The sequence below is a fragment of the Lentibacillus sp. CBA3610 genome (assembly GCF_013373365.1).
Taxonomy (GTDB): Bacteria; Bacillota; Bacilli; order Bacillales; family Amphibacillaceae; genus Lentibacillus.
Genome location: NZ_CP035925.1, coordinates 277,542 through 298,767, shown reverse-complemented (window position 1 = coordinate 298,767; position 21,226 = coordinate 277,542). Strand labels below are relative to the sequence as shown.

17 protein-coding genes are annotated in these 21,226 nt (G+C 42.8%); 4 read left to right on the top strand and 13 right to left on the bottom strand.

Going from position 1 to position 21,226, the window contains the following annotated elements; genetic code table 11:
• The first annotated feature begins 91 nt into the window (after nt 1–91).
• Nucleotides 92–328: a YhdB family protein gene (locus Len3610_RS01555; RefSeq protein WP_176446399.1), complete on the top strand. Its 237-nt coding sequence runs from the start codon at nt 92–94 to the stop codon at nt 326–328.
• An 82-nt stretch (nt 329–410) separates the two neighbouring features.
• Here the strand turns inward: Len3610_RS01555 and Len3610_RS01550 are convergent, their stop codons facing one another.
• The 4 genes from Len3610_RS01550 to Len3610_RS01535 form a co-directional block, all read right to left on the bottom strand.
• Nucleotides 411–1,223, bottom strand: a complete 813-nt coding sequence (locus Len3610_RS01550) for an anti-sigma-I factor RsgI family protein (protein WP_176446398.1) — start codon at nt 1,221–1,223, stop codon at nt 411–413.
• On the bottom strand, nt 1,223–1,954 hold the full coding sequence (gene sigI / locus Len3610_RS01545; RefSeq protein ID WP_176446397.1) for an RNA polymerase sigma-I factor: 732 nt from the start codon (nt 1,952–1,954) through the stop codon (nt 1,223–1,225). The genes Len3610_RS01550 and sigI overlap by 1 nt, the downstream gene beginning before the upstream one ends.
• Nucleotides 1,955–2,918: 964 nt before the next feature.
• Nucleotides 2,919–3,620: a PRC-barrel domain-containing protein gene (locus Len3610_RS01540; protein WP_176446396.1), complete on the bottom strand. Its 702-nt coding sequence runs from the start codon at nt 3,618–3,620 to the stop codon at nt 2,919–2,921.
• 72 nt (nt 3,621–3,692) lie between these two features.
• Nucleotides 3,693–4,514, bottom strand: a complete 822-nt coding sequence (locus Len3610_RS01535) for a S1C family serine protease (protein WP_176446395.1) — start codon at nt 4,512–4,514, stop codon at nt 3,693–3,695.
• Nucleotides 4,515–4,823: 309 nt separating this feature from the next.
• Between Len3610_RS01535 and Len3610_RS01530 the strand changes: the two genes are divergently transcribed.
• Both Len3610_RS01530 and Len3610_RS01525 read left to right on the top strand, forming a co-directional pair.
• Nucleotides 4,824–5,885 carry a TDT family transporter gene (locus Len3610_RS01530; RefSeq protein WP_176446394.1) on the top strand — a complete coding sequence of 354 codons (1,062 nt, stop codon included), beginning with the start codon at nt 4,824–4,826 and terminating at the stop codon, nt 5,883–5,885.
• Nucleotides 5,886–5,891: 6 nt separating this feature from the next.
• Nucleotides 5,892–6,443, top strand: a complete 552-nt coding sequence (locus Len3610_RS01525; protein ID WP_176446393.1) for a beta-class carbonic anhydrase — start codon at nt 5,892–5,894, stop codon at nt 6,441–6,443.
• Between the two features lie 260 nt (nt 6,444–6,703).
• Here the strand turns inward: Len3610_RS01525 and Len3610_RS01520 are convergent, their stop codons facing one another.
• Complete coding sequence (locus Len3610_RS01520) at nt 6,704–7,780, bottom strand: undecaprenyldiphospho-muramoylpentapeptide beta-N-acetylglucosaminyltransferase (RefSeq protein WP_176446392.1); 1,077 nt, start codon at nt 7,778–7,780, stop codon at nt 6,704–6,706.
• A gap of 949 nt (nt 7,781–8,729) precedes the next feature.
• On the bottom strand, nt 8,730–9,920 hold the full coding sequence (locus Len3610_RS01515) for a NupC/NupG family nucleoside CNT transporter (protein ID WP_176446391.1): 1,191 nt from the start codon (nt 9,918–9,920) through the stop codon (nt 8,730–8,732).
• A 436-nt stretch (nt 9,921–10,356) separates the two neighbouring features.
• Between Len3610_RS01515 and Len3610_RS01510 the strand changes: the two genes are divergently transcribed.
• Nucleotides 10,357–10,701, top strand: a complete 345-nt coding sequence (locus tag Len3610_RS01510; protein ID WP_176446390.1) for a hypothetical protein — start codon at nt 10,357–10,359, stop codon at nt 10,699–10,701.
• 114 nt (nt 10,702–10,815) lie between these two features.
• Here Len3610_RS01510 and odhB read toward each other — a convergent pair whose 3' ends face one another.
• From odhB to Len3610_RS01475, 7 genes are all read right to left on the bottom strand, one after another.
• On the bottom strand, nt 10,816–12,102 hold the full coding sequence (odhB, locus tag Len3610_RS01505; protein WP_176446389.1) for a 2-oxoglutarate dehydrogenase complex dihydrolipoyllysine-residue succinyltransferase: 1,287 nt from the start codon (nt 12,100–12,102) through the stop codon (nt 10,816–10,818).
• The gene (locus tag Len3610_RS01500; RefSeq protein ID WP_176446388.1) at nt 12,095–14,956 is read right to left on the bottom strand and encodes a 2-oxoglutarate dehydrogenase E1 component; all 2,862 of its coding nucleotides are present in this window, start codon (nt 14,954–14,956) and stop codon (nt 12,095–12,097) included. Before Len3610_RS01500 ends, odhB begins: the two co-directional genes overlap by 8 nt.
• 598 nt (nt 14,957–15,554) lie before the next feature.
• Nucleotides 15,555–16,028 carry a tRNA (cytidine(34)-2'-O)-methyltransferase gene (locus tag Len3610_RS01495; protein ID WP_176446387.1) on the bottom strand — a complete coding sequence of 158 codons (474 nt, stop codon included), beginning with the start codon at nt 16,026–16,028 and terminating at the stop codon, nt 15,555–15,557.
• A gap of 276 nt (nt 16,029–16,304) precedes the next feature.
• A complete protein-coding gene (locus Len3610_RS01490) occupies nt 16,305–17,150 on the bottom strand; it encodes an amidase domain-containing protein (RefSeq protein ID WP_176446386.1) in 846 nt (281 codons plus the stop codon).
• Between the two features lie 53 nt (nt 17,151–17,203).
• The gene (locus tag Len3610_RS01485) at nt 17,204–17,710 is read right to left on the bottom strand and encodes a methylated-DNA--[protein]-cysteine S-methyltransferase (protein ID WP_255259735.1); all 507 of its coding nucleotides are present in this window, start codon (nt 17,708–17,710) and stop codon (nt 17,204–17,206) included.
• 588 nt (nt 17,711–18,298) lie between these two features.
• Nucleotides 18,299–19,438: a tRNA epoxyqueuosine(34) reductase QueG gene (gene queG, locus Len3610_RS01480; protein WP_176446385.1), complete on the bottom strand. Its 1,140-nt coding sequence runs from the start codon at nt 19,436–19,438 to the stop codon at nt 18,299–18,301.
• Between the two features lie 22 nt (nt 19,439–19,460).
• Nucleotides 19,461–21,161: an ABC-ATPase domain-containing protein gene (locus tag Len3610_RS01475; RefSeq protein ID WP_176446384.1), complete on the bottom strand. Its 1,701-nt coding sequence runs from the start codon at nt 21,159–21,161 to the stop codon at nt 19,461–19,463.
• Nucleotides 21,162–21,226 lie beyond the last annotated feature (65 nt).

Genomic DNA, 21,226 nt, shown 5'->3' with positions numbered 1-21,226 from the left:
ATAGCAGAGACACCATTTTTCTTGCAGACAATATAAATAATATTTGGGGAGACTATAACTGAATCCTTTTCAACATGAAGGAGGGCAAAAAATGGAAATTCCTGATTACGACAAAGCGCTATATTATACGCTATGGGGACAGTGGGATGAACTGCTTGTGCTGATGGTCCGCACAAATGATGACATGCTGTCCAAAAAAATCCAGCTCTTCCTGCATGCTTACCACTACTCACCTGAACAAGTTAAAATTATCGAAACACATGATGAGTTACTGTATTATATTGACCATGCCATGAAATACACCCCACCGGTTGCTATGGAAGTGTAAATAAAGCACAAAACACCTTGCAGGATATACCATCAACCTGAAATATGAAGAATGCACCATTGTCCGGTGCATTCTTCATATATTATTTTGGCGCTTTACCATTGTTTTGTGTCACTTTTTCTTTGGCGGCAGACTCCGAATCACTGTGATGATTGTTATAAAATGAATGTATAATTTCTTTTTCGTTATCATCAACAGATATATCCGCGTCTGCACTCTCTGCGTAAGCATCGGTTTCAATGAGATTTACTGCCATCAATTCATTCATCGATTGCTCATTATCCCGGGAAGCCTTCCGAATGTCTTTTGGAATCTGAAATGTTACGATGCGCCATCCTTCATCTTGCTCCATAAAGTAATCATCAATCGCTTGGGTAACTGAAAGAGTATGTGTATCCTGGATATAACTTACGCCTGCAAGCAAGCTTTTTCCATTTTGTAACAGGTTCGTTTCTTCACTTTCGTTCATAATTTGCTGAATGACGTTCTCCAAATGATCACCTTCAAAACCTGCCAGCTTCTGTAAAACATCCTCTGCATCATCATTTAAGGGAGAAATCGATTTTACATTTAATTCATCGTCAATTTCTAATTCCAAATTTGGATTGACGGTAATATTAACATATGCATATGTTTGATTCTCGTCCACCATAAAATAAAATGGCATTAATAATAATAACAGGCAGAAGATGGCTGCTATTTGAAACGAGATAAACTTCTTTTTGGTTATGTAGTAAAACAGGGGGCGGCGTTTACCGGCGAAGGGCTTATAACTGACTTCCATGCCAACGGATGCATCTTCGTTTTCCAGCGGAGATGCTTTTTGGAATGCACCATCTTTTCGCATAACAATGATGAAATCACGATGCTTTTCCATCACAATTCCTTTTTTCACTAACCCACCCCCTTAAGATACTCCTTTAAATATGTGTAATCTTCTTCCAGGATAATGAAAATCGCCAGAATAAACTTACGATTTCTTTCCAGCGTTTTTTTGCTGACATTAACCTGATTAGCTAAGTTCTTCAACGGTAACTTTTTCTTTTTTTGTACAAATGCTCTTAATTTTTCATCATTATGCAGGATTCTCGCCACTGAAATGGCTGTTTCCCGAGCATCTTTATGTTTAGGTGAAACCTCTGTCAGCTCAATTAATGACAATTTATAGCTCCGCAGTTTTTCTTTAAAATCGAGGATTTCTTCCCTGAGATTCCAAGTATTCTGTGCCTCACGGTAATATGCCTTTACCGCAACAACTTCCACCGGATTTTCCATCTGTTCCTCATCATAGTTCTCATCCAAAGATACGGCAACTGGTGTTTTCTGAACATAGCGGATATAATCAATGACTTTCCGCTTCACAACCAGTTTAGCAAATGCCAAAAAGGAACTTCCCTTTCCGGGGCAATACGACATGATAGCCTCATTAAAGGCATTTAATCCAACACTGAATTCATCATCTGTTTTAGGATCAATATAACGTTTACACACTTCTGAAACGCTTTTAGCGATAAATGGCTGATAGCTTTTCAAGAGATAATTTTGAATCATATAATCGCCCTCCTGTGCCGAGACGATCATATCTTCAAGAGGTATCTCTGTTAATGGCTGATCGCTCATCAACATGCAACACCCCCAGCCAATACAACGTTCGTTCTCAAAAAGCATTTTTTGGGTGTGGGTTTCAGTGAATCGCAATCTATTGACACATTTATGGTTAAATCGTTAATATACACTATATTCACCATCTTTATATGATAATCTGACTGATATCACCAATCGTAACGCACCATGTCATGTGTTGCTATCACAGGTTCATTACATTTCATTTAAAAAACCATTACTTTTCGATTATATTTTCGTAGTCGATATAAAATGCGACACACTGAAAAATTTGTGTGCAATGACACCGCTCCGGAAATACACTTGGTGCTCGTCGTGTTGCAAGAGAATTCGGCGGAGCCAGCAACTCCTCGCAAACTCGTAGCTTACTCGGTGGATGTTTGCTCGTCGCTTTCCGCGGGTGACCCGTGAGCCTCCTCGCTCGTTCCTGTGTGCTCGTCGTGTTGCAAAGTGTGTCGGCGAAGCAAGCACTCCTCGCAAACTCGCAGCCTACTCGTGATGTTTTGCTCGTCGCTGCGGGGTCTCACATTGATCACTTTTTTTCCCGCAGGAGTCTCCGTGTATTTCCTCCGCTCGTGTGACTTTCTGTAGATTGAATCTTCTCCACTAGAACAGAAACACGACTCGAAGCTGCGGAAAAATGCGACACTCCTGCGGGAAAAGGAACGTCTGAAGACCCCGGCAGCGAGCGTTCAAGGAACAAAGGCTAAATCGCCACGTCAATAGCCAACGCCTCCGCGACCAACAATCGTGTTGGCCGCGAGCGAGGAGGCTGAGGCGTTCCCGCGAAAGGGAGTATTTTCCGCAGTGGACGGACGAGTACCCAATGCCGATAGAATTGGAGAAACACATTCCAAAAGTTGTTTCGCAGTTTATCGGTTTTGTGGCAAAACAACAACCTTTGAGAAAACAGCCAGTCAAAAAAGATGCCCTGTTTCAGACATCTTTTATCACGTGTCATAATTTGTCACGATGCATGGGTAACTTCATCTTTTGATCCGTAACTTGTTAGTTCATTCAACTCTTTAAGAGAGCTATTAATGTATATATGCCCGTCCATCCAATCAACTGATTGTATTTCTCCGGGTTCTATCAGGAGCAATTTATCATCGGCAGCAAAATCACCTTTTTGAACGGCAACATAACGGATTTTCCAGTAGACATCATCGATCAGGAAATCCGCTACAGCACCGGCCTTGCCATCATTTGCATGTACTCTGAACGCCCTTGTCTCCACTTCACTTCGCAAATAATGCTCTGACTCCTGCATAAACCTGTCCTCATCTGACAGCTGTTCATCAGTATTGGTTCCGGGTATATCTTCCGTGCCCCACAGCATACCACCGAGCCAATACCTGCTCCAGCCGTAATATCCTGTCAATGCTATTTCCAAATCTTTGGAAAATGGTGCATCAGCAGGTATGGACGGACTGTTCCGGACAGTTTCTTTATCATGTTCAACATTGATACGCTGATTTTGACTATCAATCGACTGGAACGATCCTAGTGAGAGCAAAATCCGTCTTGATGGCAGCCACTTTCTGACATCCAATACGGCATAACGCACAACCCATTTGTCATCATCAAAATATAAATCCTGTATTTTTCCCATTTGACCATCGGAAGCATCAATATTATATTCATTGAGATCTGATGCGAAAAACAGCATTGTCAAGCACCTCCTGCGTTTCGTGGATTTTACAATGCTATTCCCTGTGGTTATGCGGGCTAAACAACAAGGTCAGTTATGATGGTAATCATAATAATAGTCGATTGGGATAAACAGACCAACACGGCCATGGGTATCATGATGAAGCGTGGCGAACACAATACCGATAACTTCTCCATCCATATTAATGACCGGACTTCCGCTATTGCCACGGAAGACTGGTGCGTCCATCATAATAACCGGCTCTTCCCAACCATTTAAACGAATCTCATCAATAACGCTTCCCTCATTCGCTATGCCGTTGAAATTGGTTGGATTACCGATGAAATAAACCTGTTCTTCACCAGATTCAAACGCGGTTTCATCCGCAAGCTCAAGATGAGGCAGACTATTTCCGCTGATTTCCAATACGGCCAGATCAACGGATGGATATGTCTCAACAACATTTCCGGAAAACAGCCCTTCCTCAGGGAAGCCCACAGTCACCTCATCTTCGCCTTCAACGACATGGTGATTGGTTATGATCGTACCGTCACGTGATATGGCGAATCCGGTCCCCCTGGAGTCATCTGTTTCGATAACGACAACAGCTTCCTTGTAAGTCTGAATGTTTTCCTGAGTCGAGAGCTTGGTGGAAGTCATTAAAAAATCAATCGCCGGAATAGAAAATGTTCGTGGAATAAGCGATACAACATTTAACACCATAACAGCCGCAATCAGCCAAAACAGCCATTTGGGGAATGGACGCTTAGGTCTTGGGTTATTTTTTTCCTCCCTTGACCTTGCCAGCGCTTTTTGCCGTTCTTGTTCAACAAGCTCATACAACTCTTCCTCATCGAGCTCTTCATATAAATCGTCATCAATAATGTCATGATTTCTCCTATCGTTATTCATAAGTCACCGCCTATATGGCAAAATACAGCTGCCTGTTTTTGATTATATTTCATTTAAGAAAGAATAACGATGATGTTGTCTTTATATTGTACCATTTACTTGAAGAAATTTGATCCGTTGGCTGCAATTATGCCATTCCGGTCATACATAGAATTAAACACAACTATTGTCCATAAAATCGCCACACTTTTTTGTGATACTTATCACGTTTTACTTAACATCAAAATGAAAAATTACAAAAAAATGATATAATGCTAAGTGAATAATGAATCTTCAGTGGAGCTTAATCTAATATGGACGTGGATAGTTATGTTACTTAAAGGATACTACAAAAAAATCGAACCCGCATCCGGTGCCATCATTATGGGCGGTGGAATTTTTCTGATCGGGGCAGTTGAGGCATTCCCGGTTCTCGATGTTGAATACGGGAGATATTTGGCATTTTTTCTGCTTGTAGCCTGGGTGATTATTTACAAAGATTTATCAATCCAGTTTTTTCATCGGGATTTTCTGATTCCGTTCATCCAAAACCCGGTCAATTCATTTGTTATTGGAACATGGATTGCAGGTGTGTCGGTACTGTGTAATGTATTCCTGAGATATTTCCCGGAAATTTTATTATTGACACAGGCCATGGCGATTTTTAATACGTTTTTATGGCTTTTCTTTCTGGCCAATTGCTTGTATAATTTTAAACAATTACTAGTTGACCACAGAGACTTTCCGGTTCATGGAGCCATATTACTGTCAACCGTCGGCACACAGTCGATTATTGTTTTATTGAACAACGTCTTTTTTCAGTTTCCGGTTTATTTTTCACGAGGTATCATCATATTAGGAATCATTTTTTATCTGGCCGGAATCATATTGCTTTTTAACAGGTATATAAGACACAATAACTGGACCCTTGCTGACGATTGGGCAAATACGAACTGTATTATTCATGGCGCGCTGTCGATTACGGGGCTGGCAATTGTCACAACAAACACTTTTGCACCGGGCTTTGTCACTTATTTTTGGTTATTAGTGTTCGCATTACTAATCATTGTTGAGATAGTTGAAGTTGCCCGGGCCGTAAAGCGCATCAAGCAATACGGCTGGAATAAGGCGATCTTTACATACGATGTTACGCAATGGTCCCGAATCTTTACATTTGGCATGTTCTATACATTTACATTGGTTATGCAGCAAAATCCCTTTTATCCAATTTCAGAGTCACTCTATAATCTGCAGCGGACGTTCATGGACTATTGGGCATGGGTTGTTCTGATAGCCATACTTTGGGAGATTGCCATCTTTATTAAGGCAAGGCTTATCGAATTATATAACGAAAAACTTATCATTCATGATATACCCCGAAAGGAAGGATGAGTGAAAATGCTTCTTGATGACATGCTTGAATACAATAAAAAATTTGTTAACGGAAAAAAATACGAACCTTATCAAACAAATAACATCCCCAATAAACGGACTGTCATTTTTACCTGTATGGATACCCGATTGGTTGAACTGCTGCCAAAAGCATTGAACATCCAAAACGGTGATGTCAAAATGGTCAAAAATGCCGGTGCGATTCTTCGTGATCCGTTTGACAGCGTTATGAAGAGTATTCTCGTTGCGATTTATGAATTAAAGGCAGAACAGGTGATGGTTATCGGTCACCATGATTGCGGGATGTCACATGCGGATCCTGCAGCATTTAAACAAAGCCTTTTGGAAAAAGGGGTTGCAGAAGAAACGCTCGCGACACTGGCAAATGCCGGAGTCGACCTGGAAAACGAGTTCAAAGGGTTTGATGACGTGGAGGATTCTGTCAGGGACAGTGCTTCCGTTATTCGCAACCACCCGCTTCTGCCATCATATGCCGATGTTCATGGCTTAGTCATTGACCCGGAGACAGGCAAGGTGGACCTGGTGACAAACGGCTAAGTTATGGTGAAAGTCCAGGCTAAAGATACTGAGAAAAGACAAACTGGCGGTTGCTGCCGCCAGTTTTCTTATATCCATTAACTATGATTTTCTATGTATTATGCGGAGAATGAAAAACTCCCCCCCCTAAAAATTGGAGACAGTTTTTTATTCGCCCGTTTTCGACATTTTTTAGCCACAGTATACGCCGGCTCGGATTTTTGATTAGTCAGTCTAAACAGAGATCTCCCGGGTACTTTTCAAGTCTATTGACGTCTTCATTATTCGGAATTCCCTGCATCCTTGATAATCTCAATTACCCGGTCGCGTGCTTTTTCACTCTGGTAATTTTTCATATGGTCAATCATAACCGGTGCTTGTTTTTTCAAATTATACAGTTCCTCTGCTAATGATTCCGCTGTTACGGCTTCTTCCTCCATAACACGGGCATAGTTTTTTTCCTTAAACGAATTAGCGTTAAGGATTTGGTCTCCCCTGCTGGCTGATTTCGACAATGGAATCAGCAGCATCGGTTTCTGAAGTGCCAGAAATTCAAAAATCGCATTTGCGCCCGCCCTTGATAGTACAAAATCAGCAGATGCGAATAAATCTTTCAATTCTTCATTGACATATTCAAATTGTGTATAGCCTTTTTGCTCAACTGACGGATCTGTTTTTCCCTGACCGCAAATATGAACAATCTGAAATTCGGATAAAAGCGCTTCAAGACTTTCCCGCACCGTTTGATTTATTTTTTCGGATCCGCCGCTTCCGCCCATAATAAGCAAAACCGGCTTTTCTTTTGTAAAACCGCACATTTCCAGTCCTTTTTCCTTATTACCTTTGAAAAGTTCATCACGAATCACTGCACCAACATACTCCGCTTTCTTTTCCGGCAGATAGTCGATGGTCTCTGGAAAGGTTGCCAGGACTTTTTTTGCAAACGGGATTGAAAGTCTGTTGGCGAGACCTGGTGTGAAGTCCGATTCATGAATAACTGCCGGCACCCCGCGCAGTTTTGCCGCCATCACAACCGGAACGGAAACAAAGCCACCTTTGGAAAAGACGACAGCCGGCTTTCGTTTACCGATAATACGCCATGTCTGCATCGTTCCTTTCAGCACTTTAAACGGATCCTTAACATTTTCTTTTGATATATAACGGCGCAGTTTACCGGTGGAAATAGGATGATACGTCACCCCATCAATTGATTCAATCAACTTACGCTCAATCCCATTTTTAGAACCGATATAATCAATTTCCCAGCCTTCCTGCTGAAAAACAGGAATTAAAGCAAGGTTAACAATCACATGACCGGCAGTACCACCGCCTGTAAATAAAATTCGATCTGCACTCATAAATGAAGCACTCCTTTTTTGCTGCATGAAATAAATAGGTATCATGATTCTTACATGTATAACGCCTTCTTCAATCCTAACGATAAAATGACTCATATGTATAAAATGAATCTTTAATTAGTTGAGCTTCCCTCATCCCACTGTTAATACATTGCACAGTTTCATTGATTCGCTAGCGTGAGACCGGATTACCCGTTAATTATATAACTACATTACCATTAAATATCTTTTTCAACTAGATTTTTATATTTGGAAAATGGATGGGTGACTGGTCTTCTGAGCAGCTGCACTTTAGCAAATTATACAGTTCTGGAACCGTTTGTCTATTTGGACGGTATCACCCCGTTGGCTTGGGTGCCGGTACTGTTGCATTGCTAACTTGCCTGTTATATCTGCTGAAAAGACTTCTCTCTGACCTTTTTACTGCTTTCATACTTCATTTTGGAAGAGAGAACCGCTCTCTCTGACCTTTTTGCTGATTTCATGCTTCATTTTGGAAGAGAGAACCGCTCTCTCTGACCTTTTTGCTGATTTCATGCTTCATTTTGGAAGAGAGAACCGCTCTCTCTGACCTTTTTGCTGCCTTCATGCTTCGTTTTGGAAGAGAGAACCGCTCTCTCTGACCTCTTTGCTGCCTTCATGCTTCGTTTTGGAAGAGAGAACCTCTCTCTCCGACCTTTTTGCTGCTTTCATGCTCCATTTTGGAAGAGAGAACCGCTCTCTCTGACCTTTTTGCTGCTTTCATGCTTCATTTTGGAAGAGAGAACCGTTCTCTCTGACCTTTTTGCTGCCTTCATGCTCCATTTTGGCTCTGAAACGCCTTCTCTCTGACCTTTCTACAAACAAGTAAAGAGATGCGGGCAAAACAAAAACAGGCAGAAATCGTCCTCAGATTAACGCCTGTTTTTGTATTTGTTCTTCCCGCAGGACATATTATGCTTAAATAAGTTTAAAGGAACAGGCCCGCAATCGTAGCGGACAGAATGGAAGCCAGCGTCGCTCCGATCAGCAGTTTCATACCGAAACCGGAGACTTGTACAGCTTTTTTGCTGTCAATTCCTTGTACCGTTCCTGCGATGATACCAATCGACGAGAAGTTGGCAAAGCTTGTCAGGAACACGGAAACAATGCCGATTGTTTTTTCCGACATGTAGCTAAGCTTCTGTTCAAATTCCAGCATAGCGACAAACTCGTTGGTTACAATTTTCGTTCCCATGACGCCGCCAGCTTCAATAACTTCACCTGGTGCAATACCCATTAGAATACCGATTGGTGCAATAATATACCCGAGAATGTCCTCTAAGGTGACACCGGCAAATATAAGCTGAATCAGCCAATTAACAAGTTCCAGCGAAGCAATAAATGCGATGAGCATTGCCGCGACGATAAGAGCGATTTTCCCGCCTTCTAAAGCTCCGTTACCCATCGCTTCGAAAATACTCTTGTCATTCGAAACTTCTTGAACATCAACCTGATCTTCTTCTTTTGATACATTAACAGGCGCAATCACCGATGCAAGAATTAACGCACTGAACATGTTAAGAGGCAGGGCAGCCAGTACATATTCCGGTGGCAGGATTTGCAGATACGCACCAACAATTGACGCTGAAACAGACCCCATAGCCGACGCACTCACAATATACAGCCGGTTGTTATTCAAATGATGAAATTGCGTTTTGACAGCCAATAACGCCTCTGACTGACCAAAAAACATACTGTTAACAGCATTAAACGATTCCACTTTTGGCAGTCCAGTTATTTTCGATAATAATCCGCCAAAATATTTAATAACCGGTGGCAAAATCCGTAAATATGTCAGAACAGAAAGTAATGTTGAGAAAAAGATGATCAGCAGCAGCACATTGAAAAAGAAGACATCTCCTCCTTCTTCCACTAGAATACCGCCGACGACAAAATTAACACCTTCTGTACCGAATTCAATTAATTTATTAAACCCGGCTGAAATACCATTAATAATGGCACGGCCTATATCGGTATTAAACATAAACCATGTAATAACAAGCTGAGCAGCAATCATGATGCCAATGCCTTTAAAATTAATGTTTTTCTTATCATTTGACATCAAGTATGCCAGACCTAATACGATAATAATTGCTAAAATCCCCAGTAGAATACCCACTTATGAAGCCTCCCTTATGATGTTAAAGTAAAATTACAGTAAAACTTCCATCAGCGGGTTCTTTTCATCCCAACTGATGATTAGGTACATGAATCAGTTGTTAGCGTCCGCTATTCCCTGCCTGATATTTCTTTTACTTCATGTTTCGAGGCAGGAGTGTACACAGCAGTTTCGGGTATAACCGCTTTCATCACCACTTTTACCAAATTCGATTTTAACAAGTCATCAGACGTCTGGCAATCCAAATTTTTTCCATTAAATATAAAGCTATATTAGTACTTCCCTGTAAAATCAAAATTTAACATAAGAAGCCTTGTAACCTGCATTTTTTAAAGGGGAAGCTTTGAATTTTTGCCATTCTTTCTCATCTCAAAGTTACTTTTTCAACAGATGATTTTTTCAAAAAACATGATATAATACCCATAAGGGAGGTGAGATGATGAGTGAGGAAATGAAGGTAATCTTAACTGAAATTCAAAAAATGAACAATCGACTAGATACAATGCAGGAGGATTTCGATAGACGATTCGATGGGATTGACAACAGATTTGTTGCTATAGACGAGCGGTTCAATGAGATTGACAACAGATTCGTTGCTATAGACGAGCGGTTCGATGAGATGGATGATAAACTCATGAACCTCGAGGACCAGCTGCGTATTGTCAGAGAGCAAACTGCTAAAAATTATGAGTTTCAGACTGCAATAGAGCGTACATTTAATGATAAAGTAATGGAGATGGAATCAGACATCAAACTGTTAAAGAAAGCAGTCATCCACTGAAACGAATTCATTTAATACCCACAACATGTCAAAACTTTCCAATTCATTTTCTCTTTAAAAGACCCCCGCCATGATAACGGAGTCACAGCGAGGGTTTTTAATTTATCCTATCTATTAGCCTTCCAGCAATAAATCATATGGATCTTCCAGCAGTTCTTTAATCCGTACAAGGAATTGGACTGCTTCCTTACCGTCAACAATCCGGTGGTCATATGATACAGCAAGATACATCATTGGGCGTACTTCTATCGAATCATCCGGCATAACCATAGGACGTTTTTGAATATTGTGCATACCAAGTATTCCGACCTGAGGCGAATTCAGAATTGGTGTTGACAACATTGATCCAAATGTTCCGCCGTTTGTGATGGTAAATGAACCGCCCTGTAAGTCTTTCAAGGATAATTCCTTATTGATTGCCTTTTGACCGAGATTTCCAATTTCCTTTTCAACTCCGGCAAAATCCAGCTTGTCTGCATCTCGTACAACCGGTACAACAAGTCCCTCATCGGTTGAAACAGCAATACCGATATCATAGAAATGTTTCTTGACAATTTCTTTGCCCTGTATTTCCGCATTCAGAAGCGGGAAGTCTTTTAACGCACCGATAACGGCTTTAGTAAAGAAGGACATGAAACCTAATTTGACGCCGTGTTTTTCTTTGAAGTCCTCTTTCCGCTTATTACGCAATTCCATAACAGCTGACATGTCGACTTCGTTAAAGGTCGTCAGCATAGCGGATTCCTGCTGTACTTCTACAAGGTTCCTGGCAATTGTCTGGCGGCGGCGGGACATCTTAATTCTTTCGACCGGCTTATCGAACTCGGTTTTCTCAGATTGTTTTGGCTCTTCTTTTTTAGCTGGCTTGGATTCCTTCTGTTCACTTCCGCCCTTAGCTGCGGAATCGACATCTTCCGGACGAATACGGCCTAACGGATCACGTGCCTGCACGTCGCTCAAGTCAATGCCAAGTTCACGGGCACGCTTACGGGCTGCCGGGGATGCAATGACATCCTGACTGCTCTCAGAGGAATCATCTTGTTTCTCTGGTTTTTCTTCTTTTTCTGCTTCTTTGGAAGAATCCGGTTCAGATGCTTTCTCTTCTTTTGAATCCGAAGCAGGTTCTTCTTTTTCTTCCTCACCGGACGCACTTCCGCCTGCCTCAGCGTTTTCATCCACTTTGGCAATGACATCGCCGACTTCAACATCAGCGCCTTCCTCTTGAATAATCTCGGTTATAACGCCTGCATAATCCGAATTAACTTCAACGTTTACTTTGTCCGTTTCCAATTCAACGACTGCATCGCCTTTTTCAACTTTGTCACCTTTACCTACGAGCCATTCGGAAATCGTTCCTTCTGTAATCGATTCTGCGAGTTCCGGGATTTTAATTTCACTCACTGGAATCTCCTCCTTCTGACGGGTTAATCGCTTGTTCAATAATTTGCCGCTGTTCTGTTTTGTCCACGTTTGGTTCGCCTACAGCTGGTGATGCACGGTGCGGACGACCAATATATCTTAACGTCTGACCTTCTGTTAATAATTCCCTTAAATAATCATCCACGAAATCCCAGCTGCCCATGTTTTGTGGTTCTTCCTGCACCCAAACAATTTCTTTCAGGTTCGGCAGCTCTTTCAATTCCTTTTCAAGCTGTTTAGCCGGGAATGGATAAATTTGTTCCAGTCGTAATGCGCGAAGCCAATCAAACTTCTCCTCTGAATTAACAATTTCTTCTTCAATATCCACCATAACTTTACCGCTTCCGATTAATAATCGTGTTGCGTTTTTCTTGCTTACTTTCAGGTTAGGCTGCTGTTTTAACGGCTCGAACTTGCCCTCTGAGAATTCTTCCGGACTTGAAGCAACCCGCTGGTTACGGAGCAAACTCTTAGGTGACATCAAAATCAGTGGACGTGCCTCTCCTTTTCCGCGCATAGCTGCCTGCCGGCGGAGTAAATGAAAGTATTGGGCAGACGATGTCACATTGGCAACAATCCAGTTGTTCTCTGCTGCAAGCTGTAAAAAGCGTTCGAGACGTGCACTGGAGTGTTCAGGTCCCTGGCCTTCGTACCCATGCGGCAACAGCATAACCATATTGGATTTATCGCCCCATTTAGCGCGTGCCGCTGAGATGAACTGGTCAAATATAACCTGAGCCGCATTCGAAAAATCACCAAATTGTGCTTCCCAAATAACGAGCGTATTCGGTGCCTGAACACTATAACCATATTCAAAACCTAATACACCAGCTTCTGAGAGCGGGCTGTTTCGAATATCAAACGATGCTTCCACACCTTCAAGTCCGTGCATTGGGCAATACGTTTCACCGGTTTCGGCATCATGCAGAACCAAGTGCCTGTGAGCAAACGTTCCGCGTTCAGTGTCCTGACCTGTTAAGCGAATCGGGATACCATCATTTAAAATCGATGCATATGTCAGGGCTTCTCCTGCACCCCAGTCAGCTTTATTCCCTTCTTCCAGGACATTTTCCCGTCGGCTCAAAATCCGTTTCAACTTCCGGAAAACAGTAAACCCTTCCGGACGTGATTGCAGTCCTTCATTCAAGTTTTTCAATGTTTCCAGCGGTACAGCCGTTTCAAATTTATCAAGACCATTTGTTAAAGCTTCAGGCATTCGTTTGGCTTCCGCCTCGCCTGATTCATTTTCTTTCATGTTTTCAAATATTTCCCGCAGATTTGACTCGTTTCGATCTTTAAAAGTTTCCAGTGCATCTTTTTCGACAATACCCTCTTTTTGCAATCTTTCAGCATAAACATTCGCAGTAGTAGGGTGGTTATCAATACCCCGATACAAGGAAGGCTGTGTTGCCCTGGGCTCATCCATTTCATTGTGACCGTAACGGCGATAACCGACCAAATCAACCAAAAAGTCTTTTTGGAATTTCTGGCGGTATTCATAGGCCATTTTAATAGCAGAAACACACGCAATTGGATCATCTGCATTGACATGAATAATCGGAATTTCAAATCCTTTTGCTAAATCACTGGCATAACGTGTTGATCTGCCATCTTCCTGATTGGTCGTATAACCGAGCAAGTTATTCGCGATGATATGAAGGGTTCCGCCTGTTTGATAACCCGGCAGCCCTTTAAAATTCAATGTTTCAGCAACGACACCCTCTCCGATGAATGCCGCATCACCATGAATCAATACAGGCAACGCTTTGCTGAAATCCTGCTCAGGATAGCCTTTTTGCGACCGGTCATCCTGGCCTGCACGTGCAAATCCTTCTACAACCGGATTTACAAATTCCAAATGGGACGGGTTGTTGGCAAGGGTAATGCGTGTTGTCGTCTCATCACCTTCTCTGACATCTTTCGTCGCACCAAAGTGATACTTAACATCTCCTGTCCAGCCATAGTTAATTCCCGTCGAACCTTCAGACGGAATTAATTCTTTATCCGGTGAATGATGAAACTCGGAGAATATATTTTCAAATGGTTTCCCCAGAACATGTGACAGCACACTAAGACGGCCGCGGTGAGCCATTCCTATCATGATGTGTTCGATTCTATCCTTGATTGAATTTGTAACAATACGATCGAGCATCGGTATCATGGATTCCAAACCTTCAATGGAAAACCGTTTCTGTCCGACAAACGTTTTCTGAAGAAATTCTTCAAACCCTTCCACCTGTGCAAGACGCTCGAGTAACTTCTTTTTATTTTCATCATAAAACGCTGTATCGTATTTACCGGATTCAATGTATTCCAGCAGCCATAAACGCTCATCTTCATTGTTGACATGATCATATTCAAACGTGATGGTGCCGGAATATAACTTCTTCAATTCCCGGACAACTTCAAATCCATCATCTACTCCAGCAGGTGCTTGTTCCCATAGCCATGAAGCAGGTATACTCCGTAAATCCTCTTCGGTTAATTCGTATGTCTCCGGATTGACCAGGTTTGTTTCACGCTCATTGGTATACCCTACCGGATAGATATCCGCTTGAAGATGACCAAAACGACGAATTGCCTCAACAAGTTTCATTGCTGAGGTTAACTTTTTAACATCACCTATTGAAGATGCCGATTGAGCCGTTTCCGTGCTGGCTCCTTGTGGTGAACGTACCCAGTCAGGGGCGCCATATTGATCAAAAAGTTCTTTTAAAGAAGGATCAACTGCCTCATGGTTTTCCTTGTATAATTCATATTGCTCTTCAATATACCCCATGTTCGGCCCATGAAAACTTCTCCAGAATCTTTCATGAGATTCTTCATTTTGTGCCACGTCTTATACCCCCATTAGTAGTCAACTTTACCCCGTTATAATAAGAGGCAATTCAGAAATCCACCTCTTTCTTAACATGACTATAACGGCTCTTTACACTCTGGTTTCATTATAGAACTTTAGCGTTCGCTTCATCAACTAATATACTCTATTTTATCACTCGATACAATAAGAGAGACTACTGTTTGAAAACTAAAATAATTCGATTAAAACAAAGGGGAATGTTTAATTGGGTTTACAGTTCACAACGGTAGGATTATTCGATATAATAGAGGCATAATAAATTGAAAAAGTGGTATACATATAATATAAGGAGGAAGTCCGATGAAACTGGCATTGATATTAGGCGTTTCTGTAACCTTTTTAGTTTCCTGCTTTACTTCTGGATATGATGCTAAACCCGGCGTACCGAAAAACGATCAGTAATAAGACTTCCCGGGTAAAAAGCCGTCATGCTCGTGCATGGCGGCTTTTTTAACCGTTAAGAACCCATCATTTCAACGAACGATGACAATCTTGAAATCGGTGATTCGCCGATTTCTTCCAATCCGACCTCTGACCTCTGGCATCCGAAAAGACGCGTCAGCGTTTTTTCTTATTATCTCATACCCGGGAAACCTTGCTGTCTTAATACCTCATAAATAATAATCGCTGTTGTGTTTGCTAAATTCAGTGACCGTACCATATCACCCATATGAACCCGCAGACACCGGTCTTCTTTTCCCTCCAAAAAATTGGCAGGAAAGCCGCTTCCTTCACGGCCAAATACAAACAATAAATCCTGATCCATATCCGTAAAATCATAATCTGTATAATAATTGGAACCGACATTTTCAATATAATAATACGAACCATCCGGATAAGACCTATACAGCTCTTCTATGGCGTCATATTCCCGGACATCCACGTAAGGCCAATAATCCAGACCAGCCCGGCGCACCATTTTATCATCAGTAGAAAATCCAAGTGGACGAATTAAATGCAATGTTGCATTTGCTGATAGACATGTTCTGGCAATATTACCTGTATTTGCAGGAATTTCAGGTTGATATAATACGACATGCAGACTCACTGTTCCATTCTCCTCTTCCAAATTTACATTTTACAAGGTGTTCAAAAAGGAGGATAAAAAGGACCAAGAAGTTCGAGGCGGCGTCGTTTCGAGCAGCGGAATGTATGCATTTAGATACATGAGCAGCGGAGAAACAAGCCAACGAGCTTCCACAGGATGTGGTGACTTCTGCGTTGCCCACAGGACGTGGGCGGTTTTAGCAGAAGTTCCTCTGTCGACGTGTCATTTTTACCGGACTTTTTGAACAAACTCTTTTACAACTTAACTATTATACCACTACTCCCCAATTCGGAAAAACTTATACTGAATTTCGGGTGTCCATGCAGTTGAATCTTCATACGACCAGTAACGGTTACGGCTGTTATCGGTATGGGCATTTACAAGCGGCATCCCACCCGCATCCTTGGCAACGACAATCGTATTATGATCCCATTTGCCGTCACCTTCAAAATCATAACAAATAATATCCCCCGGCATAAGCTCACGGGCCGAGTCCACCTCTTTCCCTTTTAAACCCGAAGTTGAGCCGCTTAAATACCAGCGTAATGAATGGGCAACTGCCCAGCTATAACTCCAATTATCCTGCTGGTACCACCATCCATTTTCCCGCTCAGGCATCCCTCGCATTGGTGCTCCACCGGCCCGCATACACTGTGAGACATAATTGGTGCAATCCACATCGAATTTCCGGTAATCCGGATTGTAACTGTTCCACCACCGCTCTGCATATTGCACAGCTGAACGCCTGTCGTAGGAAAAGCGCTCCTTAGTCGATCCTCGCAGTGACGCTGTTTCGATTGCTGGTTTCTCTTCCATTGGCAACGGTCTTTCCACCATTTTGTGCTCGACTATTTCGTCATTTTCCAATTTGAATTGAAATGGGATGACCTGTTCCTCCCTAAACAACTGATCACGCTGCCTGACTAAAAAAGATAGGTGTAATAAATACTGATGAATCGTTTGACCGGAGTACCTGAGCTCCTCAAATAGATGGCCTTCCCCGCTGATCCGGACAATTTCAGCTTCCCGTGCACGGTATAAATCCTTTTTTCGTTCCCACCAATTATCCTCCTCTCGACCAGACCGAAAAAAATGAAGCCAGTTATTTTTTAATTTTTCCATAAAAAATCCCCTCCATCACTAGTGTATGGAGAGAATACCTGTCCAAATCCTATTCAATTAGCCTCGTGAGCCAGCAGGAATTCTTTTTTATCCAGACCGCCGCCATAGCCGACCATTTTTCCGTTCGCCCCAATGACCCGATGACACGGCACAACAATCGAAAATGGGTTTTTATTAACCGCCCCGCCAACTGCACGAACAGCTTTTGGGTTGTTTATAGCTTGTGCAACATCTTTATAGGTTTTGGTATCACCATATGGAATATCGTTCAACGCCTGCCAGACCTTCTGCTGAAAAGGTGTGCCGTTAAATGCAACGTCAAATGTGAATTCCCGGCGTTTTCCCTGAAAATATTCACGCAGTTCCGTTACAGCATGAGCAACTTTATTGGGCTTTTGAATAAATGCGGACTGATTAAAATAACGCACACACAACTTTTGTAACTTCATTTCGACATCAGTAAACGTTCCATAATCGATCCTGATCACCCTTTTCCCATCACTCACAATCGTAAGCGGACCAACCGGGGATTCCATTTCATCGTAATACAGATCCATCATCAACGCCTCTTTTCAATTAGTTTTCAATCAATTGACAGATGTTTCTTTAAAGAGTTCCTTTTCGTGAATTTTATTCGTAGTTGATATAAAATGCGAGGTAACTTTTGGAATGTCTTACTCCAATTCTATCGGATCTGAGTGCTAGTTCGTCGCTGCGGAAAAATACTCGCTTTCCGCGGGGAACGCTTCAGCCTCCTCGCTCGCAAAAACCGCTCGCTGCGGGGTCTTCAGACTGTTCCTTTCCCGCAGGAGTCTCGCATTTTTCCGCAGCTTAGTGTCGTGTTCAGTCCAAGTGAGAGAAAACTGCTAAACAATTTTTTTTCTCGGACTTCATCCTTTCGAAATGCAGAAAGTCCCTGACAGCGGAGGCAATATACGAAGACTCCTATGGGAAAAGCACGTGTCCGAAGACCCCGGAGGAAAGCGGTCTTTGCTTTCCGAGGAGGCTAAGGCCGTGCCCATGGAAAGCGAAGTATATTGCCGGAGCGTCGCTAAGCACTCAACGCTAATTAGAACAGGAGGAAGCCTCACTAATGAGAATTTTCACTGTTTCGCAGTTTATGGTTTTTGTATCAAAACATAAACCTTCTAGAAAACAGTCTCCTGAAACGCCAGGCCTTTTTCCATCTCAGCCAGTACTTGTTCATCATTTTCTTTCTCCATTGCATCTTTGATGGCTGCAAAGGATTCCTCTGTACCGATTTTCCCGAGTGACCAGGCTGCTGTCCCGCGAATAACCGGTCTTGGATCGTTGTTCATGACGGCAATTATTTCGTCAACAGCTGTCGCATCCCTATAATGACCAAGGGCAATTAATGCATTGCGCTGCAGCGGTTTTTTGCCCCGCCATGATCCGGCAATATGCCCGAATGTATTTTTAAATTCGCGGTTAGAGATTCTGAGAAGTGGCTTCAGCTTCGGCTTGGCCACATCAGGTTCCGGTTCGAATTCCGGATGATTATGAAAATCAACATGTTTATTGTACGGACAAACTACCTGGCACGTATCAAATCCATAGATAAAGTTACCAATTTTCGAGCGGAATTCATCCGGCATAAAATCTTTCGTCTGCGTTAAAAACGCCAGGCAGCGCTGTGCATTCAGCTGCCCGCCTTGAACGAGTGCACCGGTCGGACAGGCGTCAAGACATCTGGTGCAGGAACCGCAGCCATCTTCAAGTGGTGTATCCGGAACAAAAGGAAGATTCGTTATCAACTCCCCAAGGTAAACATATGAACCGAACTCAGGTGTAATAATAGCTGTGTTTTTTCCGCTGAATCCAATTCCGGCCCGTTCAGCTACAGCCCGATCAGACAACTCACCTGTATCGACCATCACTTTGGTGGTTGCTTCTGGTATTCGTTCCTTGATGAATTCACCAAGTTTACCCAGCTTTTCCCTCAGAACCTCATGATAGTCAGTTCCCCATGAAGCACGGCAGAACACGCCCCGCCGTTCTTCTTTGGTGCTTTTCGGGCCATCTTTGATACGGGATGGATAGGCTAAGGCGATTGAAATGATTGATTTAGCTTCCGGTACCAGCCGATCCGGTTCCGTCCGTTCTTCAATCGATCCTTTTTCAAAACCTGACTGAAACCCGAGTCCCTGCTGTCGTTTCAGTCGTTCTTTCAACCCTTCAAATACATCTGCAGAAGCAAACCCGATTTTATCAATGCCGATTTCCTTGCTGTAATCGATTAATTCCTGTCTCAGCTGATCTGTATTCATCCGGTCTGCCTCCTCTCTTGTTTTACGTTTGATTGACTTTTGCCGTGCGCATTCTATTCAGCACTGCAGCAATCTCGTATCGTCTTGGCCGGGCAATATCACCAGGATGATGATCCTTAAACACAGTAAAGGAAGCCAATCCTTTTTGGTCCATTTGCGCCTCAATATCATCGAGCAGCTTATACAGTGATTTATCGCCAAGCGCGTTTGTCCGGTCCAAATGCTGGATTATTTCGGCAATCATCCGTGTCTGGGACGTATCAACAAGCTGCTCTGTCTCAGCAAAGGTGATATCCGTACGCCCCATTAAAATGGTTGTCAATCCTTTAGCCTGTGTTTTGGATTTTTTCCCTTTTTGGGTCTGCAATGAATTCTGCTGGAAGCTACGTCCGCTGACATGACCAAAAGATTCATCTGACGTTTCGCGATTGATCGGGTGATCCGACATAATCGCTCTGGCCTCGCCCGTCACATTATAGGGTTCATAGGCTTCCATCATAATCACTGAGTCGGCAACATCAAAATAATCACCGGAGCCGCCCATGACTAAAATGGTTGACACTTCAAGCTGATCACGCATTTGTTTGATTTTATCAATGAATGGTGTGATCGGTTCTTTATCGCGATGAACCAGCTTCTGCATCCGGTAATCCCGAATCATGAAATTAGTGGCACTGGTATCCTCATCAATCAGTAATGTTCCGGCACCAGCTTCCAGGGCTTCCATCACGTTCGCTGCCTGTGATGTACTCCCGCTGGCATTTTCTGTTGAAAAATAGGTCGTATCCTGTTTGTGCGGCAAGTTATTGATAAACGGTGAAATATTAACACCTGTTACTTTGCGGCCATCTTCAGCACGGATTTTCACGGCATCCTGATCCGTCACTACATATTCACGACCGTCGCCGTTTGTATGGGAGTAGACACCGCGTTCAATTGCCTCCAAAATCGTGCTTTTGCCGTGATAGCCACCGCCAACAATCAACGTGATACCCTTCTTGATCGCCATACCTTTGACCGGCTCGCTTCGATGCGGAATCTCAATTTCCACTTCATTTTCCTGTGGGCTTTGAAACGGTACAGCATCTTTCAGTGGCCGGTTGCTGATACCGCTTGCCCTCGGCAGTACAGATCCGTTGGCGACAAAGGAAATCCAGTTATTTTTACGCATTTCTTTCCTAATGGCTTCCTGCTGATCCGCCAATTGGACAGCTTGTTCAATTTCATTATCGGTTACCAGGAAAATGGAATTCCTGAGAATAGCGGGAACAGCGTTGATAAATAACTTTTCTGCCTCTCTGCCATTTATTTTACGCCCATTTGCCGGCAGTCCGACCGAAATGCATACCGTAATCGAATTGGAGTCAGCTTGCACGGCACTCCGCTCGAGTACTTCCTGTCCCGGACGGTCAAATTGGATATTGCCACTTTTCCCCGATCCTTTAATGGAAAAATTGCCAGTTGCAATCGCGGCACCAACTTTACGGGCAAGAATGTCCTCGGTTGCTACTCTGCGCCGGTATGACTCAAGCCAGCTATCTTTCAAAGCTCGCTTCCCTGCCGGTACAACTGCCCGGATTTTTGAGGGTGCTGCAAACGGATCACCCTGGACATAATCTATATATAAATCAAAATCAGAAAATGTGTAGTGACCCTGCACACTTTTATAGGCTTTATACCCTTTTCCATCGATCTGTTTCAGTGTCTGCATCAGTTCCTTCATAAAAAATCCCTCAAATGTTGTAGTTTTAATTTCAGAATACATGGAAGAATAGACACATTCAAGTA

Coding starts and splice junctions, on each gene's coding strand:
- Len3610_RS01475 (WP_176446384.1), bottom strand. CDS start 21,161: ATGAAGGAACTGATGCAGACACTGAAACAGATCGATGGAAAAGGGTAT.
- Len3610_RS01520 (WP_176446392.1), bottom strand. CDS start 7,780: ATGAGTGCAGATCGAATTTTATTTACAGGCGGTGGTACTGCCGGTCAT.
- sigI (WP_176446397.1), bottom strand. CDS start 1,954: ATGTTGATGAGCGATCAGCCATTAACAGAGATACCTCTTGAAGATATG.
- Len3610_RS01510 (WP_176446390.1), top strand. CDS start 10,357: ATGATGAGTGAGGAAATGAAGGTAATCTTAACTGAAATTCAAAAAATG.
- Len3610_RS01485 (WP_255259735.1), bottom strand. CDS start 17,710: ATGATGGATCTGTATTACGATGAAATGGAATCCCCGGTTGGTCCGCTT.
- Len3610_RS01540 (WP_176446396.1), bottom strand. CDS start 3,620: ATGCTGTTTTTCGCATCAGATCTCAATGAATATAATATTGATGCTTCC.
- Len3610_RS01530 (WP_176446394.1), top strand. CDS start 4,824: ATGTTACTTAAAGGATACTACAAAAAAATCGAACCCGCATCCGGTGCC.
- Len3610_RS01535 (WP_176446395.1), bottom strand. CDS start 4,514: ATGAATAACGATAGGAGAAATCATGACATTATTGATGACGATTTATAT.
- Len3610_RS01490 (WP_176446386.1), bottom strand. CDS start 17,150: ATGGAAAAATTAAAAAATAACTGGCTTCATTTTTTTCGGTCTGGTCGA.
- Len3610_RS01525 (WP_176446393.1), top strand. CDS start 5,892: ATGCTTCTTGATGACATGCTTGAATACAATAAAAAATTTGTTAACGGA.
- Len3610_RS01555 (WP_176446399.1), top strand. CDS start 92: ATGGAAATTCCTGATTACGACAAAGCGCTATATTATACGCTATGGGGA.
- queG (WP_176446385.1), bottom strand. CDS start 19,438: ATGAATACAGATCAGCTGAGACAGGAATTAATCGATTACAGCAAGGAA.